The 15913-nt window shown below is 67.4% G+C and carries 19 protein-coding genes; 13 read left to right on the forward strand and 6 right to left on the reverse strand.

What is annotated here, in order from left to right:
• The first annotated feature begins 129 nt into the window (after positions 1 to 129).
• From EAO80_RS02050 to EAO80_RS02065, 4 genes are read left to right on the forward strand one after another with little or no spacing between them, the layout of a single operon-like run.
• The gene (locus EAO80_RS02050; protein ID WP_122088278.1) at positions 130 to 594 is read left to right on the forward strand and encodes a 30S ribosomal protein S15; all 465 of its coding nucleotides are present in this window, start codon (positions 130 to 132) and stop codon (positions 592 to 594) included.
• Positions 594 to 1628 (forward strand): exonuclease RecJ, encoded by a 1035-nt coding sequence (locus tag EAO80_RS02055; protein WP_122088279.1) that lies wholly within the window; start codon positions 594 to 596, stop codon positions 1626 to 1628. Before EAO80_RS02050 ends, EAO80_RS02055 begins: the two co-directional genes overlap by 1 nt.
• Positions 1625 to 1864 carry a KEOPS complex subunit Pcc1 gene (locus tag EAO80_RS02060; RefSeq protein ID WP_122088280.1) on the forward strand — a complete coding sequence of 80 codons (240 nt, stop codon included), beginning with the start codon at positions 1625 to 1627 and terminating at the stop codon, positions 1862 to 1864. Before EAO80_RS02055 ends, EAO80_RS02060 begins: the two co-directional genes overlap by 4 nt.
• A complete protein-coding gene (locus tag EAO80_RS02065) occupies positions 1857 to 2492 on the forward strand; it encodes a 30S ribosomal protein S3ae (protein ID WP_122088281.1) in 636 nt (211 codons plus the stop codon). Before EAO80_RS02060 ends, EAO80_RS02065 begins: the two co-directional genes overlap by 8 nt.
• A 14-nt stretch (positions 2493 to 2506) precedes the next feature.
• Here EAO80_RS02065 and EAO80_RS02070 read toward each other — a convergent pair whose 3' ends face one another.
• Positions 2507 to 2923 carry a plastocyanin/azurin family copper-binding protein gene (locus EAO80_RS02070; RefSeq protein WP_122088282.1) on the reverse strand — a complete coding sequence of 139 codons (417 nt, stop codon included), beginning with the start codon at positions 2921 to 2923 and terminating at the stop codon, positions 2507 to 2509.
• A gap of 115 nt (positions 2924 to 3038) precedes the next feature.
• On the opposite strand from EAO80_RS02070, the gene EAO80_RS02075 reads away from it, so the two are divergent.
• Genes EAO80_RS02075 through EAO80_RS02085 form a run of 3 tightly spaced genes read left to right on the forward strand, consistent with a single transcriptional unit; the run spans position 3039 to position 6442 of the window.
• A complete protein-coding gene (locus EAO80_RS02075; protein WP_122088283.1) occupies positions 3039 to 3746 on the forward strand; it encodes a protein sorting system archaetidylserine synthase in 708 nt (235 codons plus the stop codon).
• Between the two features lie 23 nt (positions 3747 to 3769).
• Positions 3770 to 5287: a HEAT repeat domain-containing protein gene (locus EAO80_RS02080; RefSeq protein ID WP_245998404.1), complete on the forward strand. Its 1518-nt coding sequence runs from the start codon at positions 3770 to 3772 to the stop codon at positions 5285 to 5287.
• Between the two features lie 42 nt (positions 5288 to 5329).
• Complete coding sequence (locus tag EAO80_RS02085) at positions 5330 to 6442, forward strand: phospholipase D-like domain-containing protein (protein WP_122088284.1); 1113 nt, start codon at positions 5330 to 5332, stop codon at positions 6440 to 6442.
• On the opposite strand, the gene EAO80_RS02090 is transcribed toward EAO80_RS02085, so the two are convergent.
• Positions 6439 to 8337, reverse strand: coding sequence for a DHH family phosphoesterase (locus tag EAO80_RS02090; RefSeq protein WP_122088285.1), 1899 nt, complete (start codon positions 8335 to 8337; stop codon positions 6439 to 6441). The genes EAO80_RS02085 and EAO80_RS02090 overlap by 4 nt on opposite strands.
• Before the next feature lie 90 nt (positions 8338 to 8427).
• Here EAO80_RS02090 and EAO80_RS02095 point away from each other — a divergent pair, with 90 nt between their 5' ends.
• The 3 genes from EAO80_RS02095 (at position 8428) to EAO80_RS02105 (ending at position 9828) form a co-directional block, all read left to right on the forward strand.
• Entirely contained in the window at positions 8428 to 8940 is a 513-nt protein-coding gene (locus EAO80_RS02095; RefSeq protein ID WP_122088286.1) for a Mov34/MPN/PAD-1 family protein, read from the forward strand.
• On the forward strand, positions 8934 to 9362 hold the full coding sequence (locus tag EAO80_RS02100; RefSeq protein ID WP_122088287.1) for an adenylyltransferase/cytidyltransferase family protein: 429 nt from the start codon (positions 8934 to 8936) through the stop codon (positions 9360 to 9362). The genes EAO80_RS02095 and EAO80_RS02100 overlap by 7 nt, the downstream gene beginning before the upstream one ends.
• 289 nt (positions 9363 to 9651) lie before the next feature.
• On the forward strand, positions 9652 to 9828 hold the full coding sequence (locus EAO80_RS02105; protein WP_162993835.1) for a hypothetical protein: 177 nt from the start codon (positions 9652 to 9654) through the stop codon (positions 9826 to 9828).
• Here EAO80_RS02105 and purM read toward each other — a convergent pair.
• Positions 9825 to 10805 carry a phosphoribosylformylglycinamidine cyclo-ligase gene (purM, locus tag EAO80_RS02110; protein WP_122088289.1) on the reverse strand — a complete coding sequence of 327 codons (981 nt, stop codon included), beginning with the start codon at positions 10803 to 10805 and terminating at the stop codon, positions 9825 to 9827. The two genes, EAO80_RS02105 and purM, sit on opposite strands and share 4 nt — an antisense overlap.
• A gap of 88 nt (positions 10806 to 10893) precedes the next feature.
• Here purM and EAO80_RS02115 point away from each other — a divergent pair, with 88 nt between their 5' ends.
• A complete protein-coding gene (locus EAO80_RS02115) occupies positions 10894 to 11802 on the forward strand; it encodes a M48 family metallopeptidase (RefSeq protein WP_122088290.1) in 909 nt (302 codons plus the stop codon).
• Between the two features lie 10 nt (positions 11803 to 11812).
• On the opposite strand, the gene EAO80_RS02120 is transcribed toward EAO80_RS02115, so the two are convergent.
• Entirely contained in the window at positions 11813 to 12424 is a 612-nt protein-coding gene (locus EAO80_RS02120; protein WP_122088291.1) for a zinc metalloprotease, read from the reverse strand.
• Positions 12421 to 13716, reverse strand: a complete 1296-nt coding sequence (locus tag EAO80_RS02125; RefSeq protein ID WP_122088312.1) for a TraB/GumN family protein — start codon at positions 13714 to 13716, stop codon at positions 12421 to 12423. Before EAO80_RS02125 ends, EAO80_RS02120 begins: the two co-directional genes overlap by 4 nt.
• Before the next feature lie 177 nt (positions 13717 to 13893).
• On the opposite strand from EAO80_RS02125, the gene EAO80_RS02130 reads away from it, so the two are divergent.
• Complete coding sequence (locus EAO80_RS02130) at positions 13894 to 14880, forward strand: TackOD1 domain-containing metal-binding protein (protein ID WP_122088313.1); 987 nt, start codon at positions 13894 to 13896, stop codon at positions 14878 to 14880.
• A 3-nt stretch (positions 14881 to 14883) separates the two neighbouring features.
• Here the strand turns inward: EAO80_RS02130 and EAO80_RS02135 are convergent, their stop codons facing one another.
• Positions 14884 to 15327, reverse strand: a complete 444-nt coding sequence (locus EAO80_RS02135; protein WP_122088292.1) for an acyl-CoA thioesterase — start codon at positions 15325 to 15327, stop codon at positions 14884 to 14886.
• 85 nt (positions 15328 to 15412) lie between these two features.
• On the opposite strand from EAO80_RS02135, the gene EAO80_RS02140 reads away from it, so the two are divergent.
• Positions 15413 to 15868, forward strand: coding sequence for a hypothetical protein (locus tag EAO80_RS02140; RefSeq protein WP_122088293.1), 456 nt, complete (start codon positions 15413 to 15415; stop codon positions 15866 to 15868).
• Positions 15869 to 15913 lie beyond the last annotated feature (45 nt).

The following is a 15913-nucleotide window of genomic DNA, read 5'->3' on the forward strand; positions in this document are numbered from 1 at the left end:
GTGGACGATCTACGATGGGAACAGCACGGCCGCAAATCCGACTCGCCACGGGTTCTCATCTCGTGGCTTGGGATTGCGGTAGTGCACGTAACGTGCCGTCTGCGGTCTGTGCGGTTCCTATCCTCGACTATGGCACGAATGCATACACGCCGTCGCGGCTCGTCCGGTTCGGACAGGCCGGCGGCAGACGAACCACCGGAGTGGAGCGACGTCGACGAAAGCGAGATCGAATCGCGCGTCGTCGAACTCGCAGAACAGGGACACGACCCCAGCCAGATCGGTATGAAGCTGCGCGACGAGGGCGTCAAGGGAACCCCGATCCCGAACGTCAAGCTCGCCACGGACAAGAAGCTCGGCGAGATCCTCGAAGAGAACGACGCCTCGCCCGACGTTCCGGAGGACCTCCGGAACCTGATGGAGCGGGCGATCCGCCTGCGCGAACACATGCAGGACAACCAACAGGACGCCCAGAACAAGCGCGCACTCCAGAACACGGAGGCAAAAGTCCGACGGCTCGTCAACTACTACCGCGGCGACGAGTTGCCCGCGGACTTCCGCTACACCTACCAGAACGCCCAGGAAATCCTCGAATAATGGCCGTCACGGGTCGATCGGAACGCGATCTCGCCGCCCGCCTCGCGGACTCGGAGTTCGTCCGGGTAGCTCCGCGTGCAGAGGGCGAGTCGATCGCGGCTGCCGGAGTGCTCTTAGGAGCGCTCGCGGCCCGATCGATCCCGTTTCAGGCCCGCGTCGTCCCGCTTACCGAGGACCTGCCCGAAGAAGCGACCGTTCCGATCGGCTTTGCCGACGGGTTCGCGGCGGATCGCCCGGCCGGCGCGGTCGCGGCCGACCTCGCACGTGAACTCGACCACGACCCGGAGCCCGGTCTCGCGCTCGCGAGTCGGTTGCTCGGGGGCGACGACCCCGAGACCGATCTCGAACGACGGACCGGCGTGGGGATTCCCACGGCGGATCTGGCCGATGGACTTGCCCACTCGACGCTGTTTCACGCGAGTTTCTCGGGCGAGGAGACCGCGGCCGGCGCGGAACTCGCGGAACTCGCCGACGACGACCGGATGGTAGCCTCATTGGCCGCGCTCGACGCCGTCGGTTCGGAATCGGCGAGCGAGCGCGCCGCGACGGCGATCGAGCGGGCGCTTCGCCCGCACGCCACCCCCGAGGGTCCCTTCGAAACCGCGGAGGGGCTCGCGGACGTACTCGACTGTCTCGCTCGCGACGCGCCGGGGATCGCCCTCGCGCTCGCAATGGGTCACGACGTGCGGACGAGCGCGCTCGACGCCTGGCGCGCCCACTCGAAAGCGGCCCACAGTGCGATCCGCGAGGCCGACACGGGCCGGTATGACGGCCTGTTCGTCGCCCGTATCGCCGAGGGGCCGGTCGAGACGGTCGCCCGGCTCGTTCGGAACTTTCGCTCGCCCGAGCCCGTTACCCTCGTCGTCTCCGAGACGGAGGCGGGGGCGGCGGGCGACGAAGGGATCGGCGAGGCGATGGCCGGGGCCGCGGCGTCGATCGACGGAACCGGCGGGGGCACCCTTTCGCGGGGTGTTGCCCAGTTCGACTGCCCGCCCGAGGCGTTCCTCGAAGCGTTCAGGGAGGCAATGACATGAGACGAATCGAGATCCGAACGACACACGACGATCCCGCGCTCGTCGCGCGCTCGATCGCGCCGGACAACACACCGGAGATGGAGACGCGAACGGTCGACGAGCGGGTGGTAACGACGATCACGCGCGATTCGACGGGCGGCCTGCGGACGACGGCCGACGACTACGTCGTAAACCTCGCGGTCGCCGACGAGGTGGCACAGCTCTCAGACCGACAGACGACACCCAATCATGAGTGAACGATCAGTTTCCCGACAGCAGCAACAGAAGCGGTGGTACACCGTGCACGCCCCCGAGCAGTTCGACCGGGCGGAGCTCGGCCAATCACCTGCAAACGAACCGAACCAGCTCCTCGAGCGTAACCTCGAGACGACGCTCGGCGAGCTGACGAACAACGCAAGCGAGAACAACATCAAGCTCACGTTCAAGATCAACGACGTGGGCAGCGACGCCGCGTACACCGAGTTCATCAAACACGAACTCACGCGCGACTACCTGCGCAGCCTCGTGCGACGGGGCGCCTCGAAGATCGACGCCTACGTCACGGTGCTGACGACCGACGACTACCGCGTTCAGGTCCAGCCCGTCGCCTTCACGACCAAGAAGGCCGACCACAGCCAGGAACACGCCATCCGCAAGCGGATGATCGAGATGGTCGAGGAGGCCGGCGAGGAGCGCACCTTCGAAGGGCTCGTTGACAGCATCATCGAGGGACGCCTCTCGAGTGCGATCTACGGGGAGGCCAAGACGATCTACCCGCTTCGCCGGGTGGAGGTTCAGAAGCTCACCCTCGAAGCCCGACCCGAAGAGGTCGCAGAAGAGGAGGAAACGGCCGTCGACGTCGACGAAACGGACGTCGAGGCGTAACTCGGTCGCGTTCGCTACTTTTCGACGACGATCCGACCGATCATCCCGCCGCGTTCGTGGGGGATGCAGTAGTACTCGTGCTCGCCCGGCGTCTCGAAGGTGTGTTCGAACCGATCGCCGGTGTAGATCGATCCCTCGCGGTCGTCGTACCACGCCTTTCGAGCCGCGTTTTCGCCCTCGAATTCGCCGGTCGAAAAGAAGACCGCCCCCTCGGGCTGACCGCCGTCGTAGGCGGTGACGGTGTGGGCCCGCGAACCGGTGTTCTCCCAGGTCACGGTGTCGCCGACTTCGACGGTGTAGGCGTCGGGCAGGAACTCGTGGGCGCTCATCCCGATGTCGTGGCTCTCGGTCAGACTTGCGATGGCGGTACAGCCCCCTAAAGCGACAAGCGAGCCGCCGCCGACGGCAGCGAGGAACGCGCGCCGTTGCATACGATCGACTCGGATCCGGCGAGCCTATAGGCTGTCGGTCGCCGGTGTCGGGACGCGGCGACCCTGCATGCGCCCGATTCACAACGGATAAAAGTGCGGTGTGCGAGCGGGTGGTATGGACTTCGCGCCCCGTTTCGTCGGCCGGTTGGGGGTTGCCGACGCGGTCACGACGGGCAACGCCGCGCTCGGCTTTCTGTCGGCCGCGGTCGCGACGGTCGACGTGGCGCTCGCGGCGCAGTTCGTTCTGCTCGCGGCGGTTCTCGACGGTGTCGATGGCGTACTCGCCCGGCGCTACGGTGGCACGCGGGTCGGGCCATACCTCGATTCGCTCGCGGACGTCGCTTCCTTCGGCGTTGCCCCCGCCATGCTCGTGGTCGCGATCGTCGGCGACGACCTCGGCTCCGCGATCGAACGGGCCGTTGCCTTCGGGATTCCCGCGCTGTTCGTCGCGATGGCGGTCGTCCGACTGGGGCTGTATACGGCCTACGACGCGACCCGCACGACGACCGGCGGCGTGCCGAGCACCCTCGCGGCGACCACGCTCGGAGCGGCGGTACTCGCGGGGGTCGAGACCCCGGCAGCGGTGCTCGCGATCACCGCCGCGTTCTGTTATCTGATGGTCTCGCCCATCGAGTATCCCGACCTGCTCGCCCGGGACGCGCTGTTGATGGGCGTCGTTCACGTGCTCGCCGTCGTGATTCCCGGGTTTCAGGGCGGGATGTTCCCCGTTGCGCTGTTGACGTTGTCGCTCGCGTACCTCCTGTTGGGGCCGTGGCTCTACTGGGGCGAGGCGGAACGCGATGGGGAAGGGAAACGCTCATAGGCCGTTCGGCCGCACCTCACGGTATGAGCGAGGACGCCCCCGACGAAAGCGAGGAGGTTCCCTCCGACGAGGCCGAGGAGGCGGCGTCGGGCGAGGAACCCGAAGAACAGCCCGACGACGAGCCAGCCGAGGCCGACGACGCCGAGGAGACCGGTGGCACCGACGGTGAGGAGAGCGATGCGGCCGAGGAAACCGAGGCGATCGACGAGAGCGCCACGGACGAACAGGAGGAGGACGACGACACCGAGGACGACGAGGCGGATGCGGAGGACGGCGACTCCGATGCGGCCGAGGACGACACGGAAGGGGAGGAGTCGACCGAGCTGATCGAGCCCCTCACCGAGGAGACGCTTTCCGAGCGCCTCGACGGCGCGGAGGCCGCCCTGGAGGAGGCCGAAACCGAATCGGACCTCGACGACGTTTCGGCGACGCTCGTCTCGATCGGCAACGACATCGAGGAGGCCGACCTGCCCGAACCCGACGAGGGCGACGGAGACGACGAGGACGCAGACGACCCCCAGGAGGCGCTCGAATCGCGCCTCTCGAACCTGCAGGACGAACTCGAATCCCAGCGCGGACCCTACAGCGAGGACGTCATCGAGGGGATCGAGGAGGCCGGAACGACCATCGAGGAGACCCGCTGGACCGAGGCGGGCGAGGACGAACTCGTCGCGCCCGTCCGGGAGTTCGTCGAGCGCGAAAACGAGATCCTCGGAACCGACCTCGGCCTCGACGGGGAGGAGCCCGCGAGCCTCGTTTCGACCCTCGAGACCGCCGCGGCGGCCGTCGGCGACGCCTCGCTCGATCCCGACGAGGACGAAGAGGAGATCGCCCAACTCGTCGAGGCGGTCGAGGAACTGCAGTCGGGACTCGACGCCGCCGAGGGGTGGGACGACCTGAGTACGCGTGAGAAGCTCACGGCCCACGGCTTTTACGACGTGCTCGACCACCGCAAGGACTACCCCCCCGAGTGGCACGCGATCAAGGTCTACGAGAAGCGCGGCGAGCCCGAGCCGATCCTGCTCGCGCTCGACCAGCTCAACTCGGAGTTCATGGAGCGCCACTGCGTCGAGTCGCTCACCCGGATGGGATCGGTCGAAGCCCTCGACGTCATGACCCAGCGCGCCCAGAAGCGCAATAAACCCGCGATCAAGGCGCTCGGCAAGATCGGGAGCGACGAACCCATCGAGATGCTCACGGAATACGCGGGCTCCGACGGCGACCCCAAACTCCAGCTCGTCACGCTGAAGGCGCTCGGGGAGGTCGGGAGCGAGGAGGCCACCCAGGCCGTCGCCGACCGGCTCACCTCCGAGAACCCCGAGGTCCGGAGTGCCGCCGCCCGCTCGCTCGGGCTGATCGGCGACACCCGTGCGATCTCGCCGCTGTCGGACGTGCTCGAAAACGACGAATCCGATACGGTGCGCGCCAGCGCCGCATGGGCACTCAACCAGATCGGAACGCAGGACGCCCTCGATGCGGTCGAGCCGTACGCCGACGATCGCGCCTTCCTCGTGCAGGCTGAAGCCGAGAAAGTCGCCTAAGACCGAGAAACGTTTTTATACAGAGAGGGAACCAGACGGCGCGTGTCACGGGCACGTCCCCTCCTCGTCTGTCTGCTCGTCATCGCCTGTCTCGGTGTCGCGAGCGTCGCCGCCGCGCCGGCCGAGCCGACTCTCGTCGAAGTCTACCCCAACACCAACCACGACGGCAACGCCGGCGAGTACGTCGTCATCGACTTTCCCGACGGAAGCGATCCCTCGGCGTTCTCGCTGACCGACGGGGAGACGACCACGCCGCTCGGCAACGGAACCGTCTCCGGGCCCGTCGCGTTCTCGCGCTCCCCGGAGATCACCCGCGAGAAGGTCGACGTCCCGGTCTTCGAACTCCCCGAACACTTCGCGATGGCCCAGTCGGGCGAGACGATCCGTCTCCATCGTGGCTCCGAACTCGTCGACGAGACGACCTACGAGCGCGCGTCCCCGAGCGAGCGGTGGGTGCTCACGGACGCCGGCTGGGAGTGGCGGGCGCGCGGTGCGACCGCGTTCGAGGCGCGCGATCACTCTGCGGAGCGGGCGACGGCCTTTGCCCTGCCCGACTCGCCCGAGGTCCCGATCGAGACTCTCGCGAGCGCCGACGAGCGCCTCTATCTGGCGGGCTACTCGTTTCACTCCGAACCCGCGAGCGAGGCGCTCATCGCGGCCCACGACCGGGGCGTCGAGGTACGCGTGCTCGTCGACGGGACGCCCGTCGGCGGCCAGACCGAGGCGGAGGCCGATGCCCTCGATCAGCTCGTTGAGGCGGGGATCGACGTCAGGGTCTTCGACGGCCCCGCGACCCGCTATCGGTTCCATCACCCCAAATACGCCGTCGTGGACGACCGGGCGCTCGTCCTCACGGAGAACTGGAAGCCGACCGGAACGGGCGGGGGATCGAGTCGCGGTTGGGGCGTCGTGGTCGACGACCGCCGGACGATGGTCGGGAGCATCAACTGGAACGCGAACTCGGTCGAGAACAACCGCGAAGTGGCCGTGATCGTCGATAGCGAGGGGGTAGCGAGCCACTTCGCGGCGGTTTTCGATGCCGACTGGGGTGGCGAGAGCGAGGGATCGATCCCCGTCGGGATCGGCCTCGGGGTCGCCGCCGCGGTCGGCGTCGCGGTGGTAGTCGGCTCGCGCGTGCTCCGGTTCGAGGGTTAGCCGTCCGTGGCCGTCTCGGCGCTCGAGAGTGCCTCGTCGATCTCGGCCTCACCCATCTTCTCGACGAGCGCGTCGAGCACTTGCTCGCGCATTCCCGCGACGAACTTGATCGATCCCACGACGAGGTGACCGCCGCCGGAGACGCCACCGCCGTCGATCTCCTCGACCAGTTCGCTCACCATCTGGGGGATGTCGAGGCGAACTCCATCGGAACGGAGGACGGCGAAGTCGGGGCCGTAGCCGATCGTGATGACGGGGTCGCCCGTCTCCTCGACGACCCGGTCGTGGATCTCGCCGGTCGTTGTACCGGGTGCGGGGAACGTAAAGCGGTGGGCGTGGTTCTCGACGTCGATCCGACAGAGGTGTGCGCCGTTGTCCAGCCGATCGCGCTCGAGATGCGGCATGGCAGCCTCGAGCTGGTCGTCGATGTCGCGCCGGGCGCGCTCGGCGAGGAAGTCGACGAGCTCGGCGTGGCGGTCAGTGTCACTGCCGACGTCGAGGACGTCCGCGATGAGCGACCGGCCGGCGCTGTAGCGCAGCCAGTGGGCGGCGTAATCGAGCGCCTCGCTGACGTCCTCCAGGTCGGCCTCGTCGTAGCCCTCCTCGCGGGCGAGGTCGAGGTACTGCTCCATCGCGTCGGCCTTCGAGCGGTCCGCGATGCCCGCGACCGCGGGGACGTGCCGGAGCTCGTCGGTGATCGTCGGGTCGATCATCCGCGCGAGTTCGACACAGAGCATTCCCGTGGTGATGCGGTAGTCCTCGCCGTGGAGATACGGGTTGACGTGGGCCGCAAGCAGGTCCTCGACGGCCTCGGGGTCGGGGTGGTGGTGATCGACGGCGGCGATCGGGATGTCGTAGTGGGCGAGCGTCTCGTAGGCGGGTACGTCCTCCTCCGTACTTCCGTTGTCGAGCATCAACAGGAGGGGGAGCTTCTGGCCGTGGCGCGCGCGGTCGCCGAGCGAGTAGTTCAGATCGCGCGTGGCGTCCTCCATCTCGTAGAAGGGCGCCTTGCTCGGGAGGCGCTTCAGGAGGTGCTGGGCGGCGTCGTCGTCCTCGTGGACCTCCGCGATGAAGCGCTCGATGGCGAGCGCGACGGGCACCGCGGCGCACATCCCGTCGCCGTCGGCGTGGTGGCGCATCCGGATCGGGCGGCCTTCGAGGACCGTTCGCCGGATCAGCCGGGCGACCTCTTCCAGCCCCGAGAGCATCGGGTCGAGGGCGGGCCACTCGATGAGGGGCTCGATCTCGTGGGGCTCGGCACGCTCGGCGAGGGCTTCGCCGAGGCGCTCCTCGGCGGCCGTCCTCGTCTCGCCCTCGAGCGTCGAGAGGGTCTCGACCTCGACCTGCCGGGCACCTTCGCGCTCCTCGACGTCCCCGGAGACGTGGACGATGTCGCCGACTTCCACGTCGGGATGGGCACGCACGCCCGCGGACTCGAAGGCGGTACAGGGCACGATCCCGCTTTCGTCGCGCACCTGGAAGATCGTCGGGCCGCCGGTCTGTTTGATCTGGACGACCTCGCCCTCGATGTGGGTCGACTCGCCGGTCGCGAGGTCGCTCGTCTGGGTCGTCTCGTAGCTGTGCTCTACCTCCTCGACCGTCGCCGATTCGGGGTCGATTCCGGTCGGAGAGAAGGCGACGTCGCCGTTCTCCCGGACCTGATCGAGCGTCACGACCAACCGATCGCCGACCTCGTAGTCGGCCTCGGAGTCGAGTGCCGATTCGTGAACGAGGCCGGAGACCTCATCGGAGAGATCGACGAAGACGCCGTATTCGACGACGCCGTTGATCGTTGCGAGATAGCGGGTATCGGGGTCGAGGTCCTCGACCGTACACGCTACACGTAGCTCGTGGACGACCGGATCGTCGCTTGCGAGCCCGGAGTTCGCTGTCATTGACCCCCTTTTGTGGGCGCCCGGTTTAACCGTTATCAAGCGCGCTCGGGGTTTCGCAACCATTAGTACGTGCCGGCGGCCAGATGGGATATGGGACTGTTCCGGTCGCTGTTTCGCCCCAGCGAGATCATCGGCATCGCGGCCGACACCCTCGAGTTCGCCCTTTCGGCCTCCGAGGAGACCCATCCCGACGAGTACATGGGGTTCCTCCGGGGTGAGGACGCCCGCTCGCTCGGGCTGGACCGGGACGGGACGGTCATCACCGACGTGCTCGTGATTCCCGGGACCGAATCCGGGCCGACGAGCGCCACCGTGCGAACGAACATGATTCCCAACGACCGCAGTGCCGTGGGCTCGATACACTCCCACCCGAACGGTGTGCTCGAACCCAGCGACGCCGATCTGGCGACATTCGGCCGTGGAACGGTCCACGTCATCATCGGCGCACCCTACCGCCGGAACTGCTGGAAGGCGTTCGACTCTTCGGGAGAGTCCCGCGAGCTGGAGGTGGTCGACGTCTCGCTGCCCGAGGAGCGGTTTTTCGACTTCGACCAGCAGGACATCGACCGTGAACTCAAAGCGGAGGACCGCCCGCGATGGTGAGGGCGCTCGCACAGGGTACGTTCGACCTGCTACACCCGGGCCACGTCCACTACCTCGAGGAGGCCGCCCGGATGGGCGAGGAGCTGTACGTCATCATCGCCCGCAGCTCGAACGTCACCCACAAGGATCCCCCGATCCTCGACGGCCGCCAACGCCGGGATTTGGTGGGGGCTCTCGACGTCGTCGACCGGGCGCTGTTGGGCCACGAGTCGGACATCTTCGTCCCCATCGAGGAGATCGACCCCGACGTGATCGTGCTCGGTCACGACCAGCACCACGACGATCGGGCGATCGAACGGGCGCTCGACGAGCGCGGCGTCGACTGTTCGGTGCGCCGGGCCTCGCCGCGCGAACCGGCCTACGACGAGGAACTCCTCTCGACGGGCCGGATCATCGACCGGGTCTGCGAGGAACGCTGCTAACGGACTTTTTTACGGCTCGGGTGCGCTTCGCGTCGTTCGAAAGAGCGCTTTGCGCTCTTTCGTGATGTGGCCGGAAAGCGGAACTTTCCGGCTGCCTGCCGGACGTAGTCCGGCAATGACGAGAGACGCAAAGCGTCTCTCGGACCACACCGCTCGCCGCAAAAACCTCCACTAAAAAAGCCGGCACGGCTCCGCCGCGCCGGCCCGCCACCGCGCATCCAGTAGCAGCTTGACCACTGCTCTCGCATCCGGTGATACGTTGAAGTAAATGTCGCGCGTATCGGGACCCGTGTTCCGAGCCATCCTCCCCGAAGGCGAGTTCGACTGTGCGAGCTACGAGCAGACCGACCAGGGCGTCGAGCTCTACACCGAGGACGAGGAGCTGATCGCGTTCGTCCCCTACGCGAACCTCGTCGCGATCCTCAACGAGGAGATCGAGTCGACCGAGGACCGCTCGGTTTTCTAGAGCGTCAGGCCGCGAATAGCGATTTCATCGCCCTCCTCGACGCGGCCGATCACCCGACCGTCAGTGTCACTAGCCAGCGCCTTGGCCGTCCCGTCGTCGGGAACCGCCGCGACGAAGCCCGTCCCCATGTTGAAGGTGCGGTGCATCTCCTCGTCGGAGACGCCCGCCGACTGGACGAACTCGAAGACCGGCTGGGCCGGACAGGGATCGTCGATGACGTAGGTAAAATCGCCGAGACGGTCGAGGTTCGTCCACCCGCCGCCGGTGACGTGGGCTGCACCACGAACGCCGTGGGCACGCATCGGCACCAAGAGATCGGTATAGATCCGGGTAGGTTCTAAAAGCGCCTCGCCGACCGTCTCGTAGCCCCCGTACGGGAACTCCTCGTCGTAGCCCCCCTCACGGGTCGCGGCCTCGCGGGCCAGCGTCAATCCGTTCGAGTGGATCCCCGACGAGGGCCACCCGACCAGCGTGTCGCCCGGCTTTGCCTCCCCCTCGAAGATCGCCTCCTTGGGAGCCAGCCCCGCACAGGTCCCCGCGAGATCGAGCCCCCGGACGACCTCGGGCATCACGGCCGTCTCGCCGCCGACCAGCGCGATCCCCGCCGTCTCGGCCCCCGCTGAAAGCCCCTCGCCGACCTGCTCGGCGGTCGCCTCGTCGGGTTCGTCGACCGCGAGGTAGTCGACGAACGCGACCGGTTCGACGCCCGCCGCGATCAGGTCGTTTGCGTTCATCGCGATGCAGTCGATCCCGACGGTCGAGTAGTCCCCGAGGGCTTCGGCGACCAACAGTTTGGTGCCGACGCCGTCGGTCGCGAGCGCCAGATAGCGCTCGCCGATGTCGAGCAGGCCCGCGTAATCGCCATCGGACTGTCCGACCGCCGAGACCAGCGCCGCCGTCGCGGCCTCGCTGTCGGCGATGTCGACGCCCGCCCCCGAGTAGGTCAGCCCCTCCTCGTCGTTTTCGTCTTCGCTCATGGCCGAGAGCGCGTACGGTGCGGGCAAAAGCCCACCGTTTCGATCCCCGCCCCGACAGGCGTTTGCCCCTTAGGCCCCTTCGTCCCGTATGGGACGACGCACGCTCGCGGTCCTCCTCGGAGTCGTCGTTCTGGGGGGATATCTCGGTGTTGCTTACCTCCTCTACCGTGGTCTGGTGTTCGTCGTCGGCGGGCTCGACCCGATCACGCTGCTTGTGGCGCTACTCGTTGGCACCTTCGTTTCTGGCTACCTGAGCTACCGCTTCGGTACGCGGGGCCTGCTTCGAAGTCTCGACGCCCGCCCCCTGGGACGCGATCGTGCGCCCCGCCTCCACGGGCGGATCGACGCCCTCTGTGAGTCGATGGAGCTCGACCGCCCCGCGGTGTTCGTGGCGTCGTTGGGCGCGCCCAACGCCCTCGCGATCGGGAGCTCGCGACGGGGCGCGCTCGTCCTTGACGTCGGGCTGTTCGAGCTACTCTCGGCCGACGAACTGACGGGGATCGTCGCCCACGAACTCGCCCACATCGAGCGCGACGACGGGCTGGTCCGGACGCTGGTCTACGCGTCGGTCCAGACCGCGCTCGGCGTGGCGCTCATCGTCGCGGCGCCCGTCATACTGGCGCTCACGGGACTCGGCTACGGACTCACGCTGATCACCGGTCGCCGAGACAACCTCGCGTTGCGTCTACGAGCGGCCCTCGGTGCGGCCGTCGGCCTCGTCGTGTTCGTGCTCACGGCGCTTGCACGCGCACGCTCGCGTCGCCGGGAGTTCGCCGCCGACGACCGGGCCGCGACGATCACGGGCGATCCGCTCGCGCTCGCGCGGGCGCTCCGGCGGATCGAACGCGCCTCCCAGCCCCGCATCGGCCCGTTTCGCATCCCGGTCGAGCGTGAGGAGAGCGCGGTAGAGCGGGTGCTTTCAACTCATCCCGCCACCGACGAGCGCGTCGAGCGGCTGGCTGAGCGGGCGAACGGACACAGGATCCCGGTCGAATGAGTTCGCTCGATCAGAAGAAGAGGACCGTGGCCGCCCCGAGCGCGAGCGCGAGACTCACTACGAACGTGAGCGCGAAGACGGGCAGGCTCCACGAGAGGACCGTCTTGCCGTCGAGCGGGCCGAAGGGGATCATGTTGAACGCCGCCAGTAGGAGGTTGATTCCGACGCCGTACAGACCCAACCGGAAGACGAACTCGACGGGGACCAGAAGCAGCGGCGCGAACAGCAGTGCAAGCACGAGGTTCGTCACGGGACCGGCCACCGCGATCAGCCCGTTCTGGCGCTTCGTGATCCGACCGCGGTGATACACCGCGCCGGGGGCCGCGAAGATGAACCCGGCCATTGCGCTTACGACCGCGAGTCCGAGCATGCTGTAGTCGGCCCGGAACGCCGCCCGTTGGCCGAAGCGCACCGCGACGACCTTGTGGGCGAGTTCGTGAAGCAGGAACCCGACGCCGGCGGTGAGCATGCTGATGAGCAGGAGCGGAAGGAACCCGCCGCGCTGGACGCCGGCCGCCCCGCCGGCGAAAAACAGCGCGAACGCGACTCCGAGAGCGACCCACGCGATCAGGAGGTCCTTGATCTCCCGATCACCGAAGCGGATCCCGCGGATCGCGCTCATGTGAACGCCCCCCAGATGAGTTCAGCACTGTTTCTCGCGCCCTCGATCATCAAGTCGCCGATCGCGCCCACGCCACCGATATCCGTGGCGAGCCACGGCAACACGACCAGCGGGAACAGCAGCGTCGCGATGATGCTCCCGACGTTCGTCGCGGCGACGACCGCGATCAGCCGGAACAGCGGCACGTCGAGCATCCGTTTGAGTAGGTCCGGAATCGGGCTCTCCTCGTCGGCGAGGATTTCGTTCAGTTGCCCGATATCGGCGACGTTCACCTGCTGGTAGCGCAGTTCGACGTAGCCCGCGAACCAGCCCGGTGCGAGCAGGGGGTTGACGCTGGTCATCCAGGCGATCGCGCCGCCGACGGTCGCGCTCGGCCAGTGTGCGCCCGCGAGCTTCGCGAGCGCGAACGCGAAGGCGCCGTTGAAGAGGAACCACGCCGCAAAGACCCGCAGCAGGAAGTCGTTCTGTGTGCCGGCCATCACGAGCAGGAAGAAGAAGGCCAGAAACGCGAGCGCGATCAGGAAGCCGACGGCCTTGTAGATCGAAAATCGGCGTCCCTTCTGTTGCCCGACGAGCGATTCCATCGGCGGCAGGCTCTCGGGGTTCGCCAGATAGCGCTCGATCCCCTCCCGATGGCCCGCGCCGACGACGGCGAGCACGTCGTGGCCCCCGTCGCGGAGCGCGAGCAGCTTGTGGGCGATGTAGGCGTCGCGCTCGTCGATCAGCGCCTCGGCCCCGCCCGGGCTGAATCGACGGAACTCCGCCATCATCGCCGTCACCACGTCGGCATCGGTCAGCTCCGACATGTCGAGTTCCTCCTCCTCGCCGGAGCCGAAGCCGAACAGGCCCAAAAACAGGCTGCCGACGAGCTTGAGCTTCTCGAGCAGCGTCATCCGCGCCCAGAAGCGCTGGATGGTCGTCTGGATCTCCCGGTCCACGAGTGCGACGCCCAGCCCGAGCCCCTCGGCCGTCTCGACGGCCGCACGCATGTCCGCACCCGGTTCGATGTCGAAACGTTCGCCCAGCCGGGTCTGGACGTACGAGAGCATCCAGTAGGCGAGGAACTGGAAGACGGTGTTGCCCCGAAGCAGGTCGCCGGCGTCGAGATCGTCCGGGAGATCGCCCTTCAGCTGGCGATAGCGTCCCTCGTCGAGTTCGACGGCGACGACGTCGGGGCGCTCGCGCTCGATGGTCTCTTCGACCTCGGCGACGCTGTCGGCGGAGATGTGGGCGGTGCCGACGAGGCGGATCGAACCCTCGGCCGCCTCGCGTGGCACCTGCCGATCGGTCATCATCCCTCATTGTCGGTCCCGGTTTTTATACTGTCGGTTGTTCCGCGATCAGCACCGATCACCGCTGACCGCAGCCACCGATTTTTTGACGAACTCCTGTCGACCCAGTGGTGTTTCAGGGCTATCGGACAGATGGATGGGTTCATACGTATCCGTGCGAACGTATCCGACGAGACCATGGTTTCGCCAGGCGAGCTACGAGTGTTGCTCGAGCTTTCGGACGGAGAGGGGGAGTTCACGCCGGAGACGGGATCCGGCGGCGCAGTCAACTATCCGGCGGCACAGCGCCTGCTCGACGAGCGCGACGGGTCGGTTCTCGCCGTGCTCGAGCGCTTCGAGCGGCGCGGGATTCTCGCGGGCGAGTTCGTCTCGAAGGTCTACAGCTGCCCCGAGTGCGAGACCCAGGGCATGCAGTACACCACGGCCTGTCCGGCCTGTGAATCGGCTCACGCCGTCAAGGCGTCCCTCGCCGAACACCGGATCTGCGGGTTGACCGCCCCCGAATCGGAGTTCGAGGACTCGGAGGGGCTGTACTGTCCGGAATGCGAGATGGCCATCGATAGCGGGGAGCTCGAACGGAGCGAGCAGTACCTCTGTCGGGAGTGTTCGGAGACCTTCGACGACCCCGACCACCGGCTGTGGTGTCGGGACTGTCTGTACATGTTTCCGCCCGAGGAGACTATCGAGCGCGCGCTCTACCGGTATCGGATCACCGAGGACGGCCGCGAATGGGCCGAGCGCCACCACGATGCCCGCGAGGCCGCCGCCGACATGCTCGAGGAGCGCCGCTTCGAGGTGAACGTCGACGTCACCGCCGAAAGCGAGGGGACGACCTACCCGGTTCACGTGTTCGCGAAGGATCCCCTGCTCGGCGAGCGCCGCGTCGTCGCGCTCGCAGAGCGACCGACCGAGGAGACCGTCGACGCCTTCTGCGATCTCGCGCGCGAGGTCGGTGCCCTGCCCATCGTCGTCACGACGACCGGTGCGGTCTCGGAGGCGGTCGCGCAGCGCGCGAACACCTCGGAGCTAACGCTGCTTTCGGCCCATCCGGACGGCACCCTTGACAGCGACTACGAGGTCGGTGAACGTGGGCCACGCGGCCAGTCGCTGTTCAGGCGACTCACCTCCGCGATGGACGTTCCCGCCTGGAAGGGTCAGAACTAACCGTTAGCGCCTGCCGTTCTCGCCGGCCAGTGCCTCCTCGCGCAGTCGCTCGCCGCGATCGCTTCCGACCGTCAGTTCGGGGACGCCGACCGGTGTGCGCTCCTCGTCGATCGCGACGTAGACGAAATACGACTCGGTGGTCTTCTCGGCGTCCCCGGTTCGGAGGTCCTCGCGGAAGGTCTGGAGGCGGACCCTGACGCTCGACGTGCCGGCCGCGTAGACGTACGCTTTGATCAGCGCGACGTCCCCGACCTGGATCGGGCGCTCGAAGTCCACCCCATTGATGTGGGCGGTCACGCAGGACTCGCCGGCGAATCGCATCGCACTCATCGCACCGATCTCGTCCATCCACTTCAGGACGTTCCCGCCGTGGGCGGTTTGGAGGCTGTTGGCGTGGTTGGGCTGGACCATCTCACGGTTCTCGATGAAGGTTCCGAGCAGATCCATACGCCGGCTTGTGGGGGCGGAAAGATGAGCCTGCTGTATCGAACGAGGGACCACGCTTATCGGCGTCCCCGACCTTCGGTCGGCCATGAGCCTTGCCGTCGAAACCCCGGATCCCCCCGAGCTCGGCGCACAGAACCCCGCGGAGTACGACGACGTCGACGGGGTCGGCGTCGAGGACTACCGCCGCGAGGAGCTGGAGGGGTTCCTCGCGGACGGGGCGTGGGCCGACGCCTTCGAGGAGTGGGCCGCCCACACCGACCTCGACGAGGCGGAGTACGCGGTCGCCGAGGAGTTGGAGCTCATTCGGGAGTTCGACTTCTTCTGGGACGACTTCGCCGATCGCGTGGGCTATCACGCCCCCGGTCTGCCCGAGGACTGGCGCGAACGAGAGCTCCACCCCGAGCTCGATTCCTGGAGCACCGTCTCCTCGATCAACGCCTCGCTCACCGAACTCGGCCAGATCGTGAGTGACGTGCTCAAGGAGGAGTACGTCGACTGGGAGGCGAGCTACGAGGCACCGGACGATCTCCCCGATTTCTGAGGCTACTCGCTCCCCAGATGGTCCGCGGGACGCCGCGGGTTCGAA

The sequence above is a fragment of the Halalkalicoccus subterraneus genome (genome assembly GCF_003697815.1).
Taxonomy (GTDB): Archaea; Halobacteriota; Halobacteria; order Halobacteriales; family Halalkalicoccaceae; genus Halalkalicoccus; species Halalkalicoccus subterraneus.

Excerpts from the sequence above, each read along its gene's own strand:
- EAO80_RS02120 (WP_122088291.1), bottom strand. The coding sequence starts at position 12,424 with ATGAGCGCGATCCGCGGGATCCGCTTCGGTGATCGGGAGATCAAGGAC.
- EAO80_RS02080 (WP_245998404.1), top strand. The coding sequence starts at position 3,770 with ATGAGCGAGGACGCCCCCGACGAAAGCGAGGAGGTTCCCTCCGACGAG.
- EAO80_RS02095 (WP_122088286.1), top strand. The coding sequence starts at position 8,428 with ATGGGACTGTTCCGGTCGCTGTTTCGCCCCAGCGAGATCATCGGCATC.
- EAO80_RS02065 (WP_122088281.1), top strand. The coding sequence starts at position 1,857 with ATGAGTGAACGATCAGTTTCCCGACAGCAGCAACAGAAGCGGTGGTAC.
- EAO80_RS02100 (WP_122088287.1), top strand. The coding sequence starts at position 8,934 with ATGGTGAGGGCGCTCGCACAGGGTACGTTCGACCTGCTACACCCGGGC.
- EAO80_RS02135 (WP_122088292.1), bottom strand. The coding sequence starts at position 15,327 with ATGGATCTGCTCGGAACCTTCATCGAGAACCGTGAGATGGTCCAGCCC.
- EAO80_RS02090 (WP_122088285.1), bottom strand. The coding sequence starts at position 8,337 with ATGACAGCGAACTCCGGGCTCGCAAGCGACGATCCGGTCGTCCACGAG.
- EAO80_RS02055 (WP_122088279.1), top strand. The coding sequence starts at position 594 with ATGGCCGTCACGGGTCGATCGGAACGCGATCTCGCCGCCCGCCTCGCG.
- purM (WP_122088289.1), bottom strand. The coding sequence starts at position 10,805 with ATGAGCGAAGACGAAAACGACGAGGAGGGGCTGACCTACTCGGGGGCG.
- EAO80_RS02125 (WP_122088312.1), bottom strand. The coding sequence starts at position 13,716 with ATGACCGATCGGCAGGTGCCACGCGAGGCGGCCGAGGGTTCGATCCGC.
- EAO80_RS02075 (WP_122088283.1), top strand. The coding sequence starts at position 3,039 with ATGGACTTCGCGCCCCGTTTCGTCGGCCGGTTGGGGGTTGCCGACGCG.
- EAO80_RS02140 (WP_122088293.1), top strand. The coding sequence starts at position 15,413 with ATGAGCCTTGCCGTCGAAACCCCGGATCCCCCCGAGCTCGGCGCACAG.
- EAO80_RS02115 (WP_122088290.1), top strand. The coding sequence starts at position 10,894 with ATGGGACGACGCACGCTCGCGGTCCTCCTCGGAGTCGTCGTTCTGGGG.
- EAO80_RS02130 (WP_122088313.1), top strand. The coding sequence starts at position 13,894 with ATGGTTTCGCCAGGCGAGCTACGAGTGTTGCTCGAGCTTTCGGACGGA.
- EAO80_RS02050 (WP_122088278.1), top strand. The coding sequence starts at position 130 with ATGGCACGAATGCATACACGCCGTCGCGGCTCGTCCGGTTCGGACAGG.
- EAO80_RS02060 (WP_122088280.1), top strand. The coding sequence starts at position 1,625 with ATGAGACGAATCGAGATCCGAACGACACACGACGATCCCGCGCTCGTC.
- EAO80_RS02070 (WP_122088282.1), bottom strand. The coding sequence starts at position 2,923 with ATGCAACGGCGCGCGTTCCTCGCTGCCGTCGGCGGCGGCTCGCTTGTC.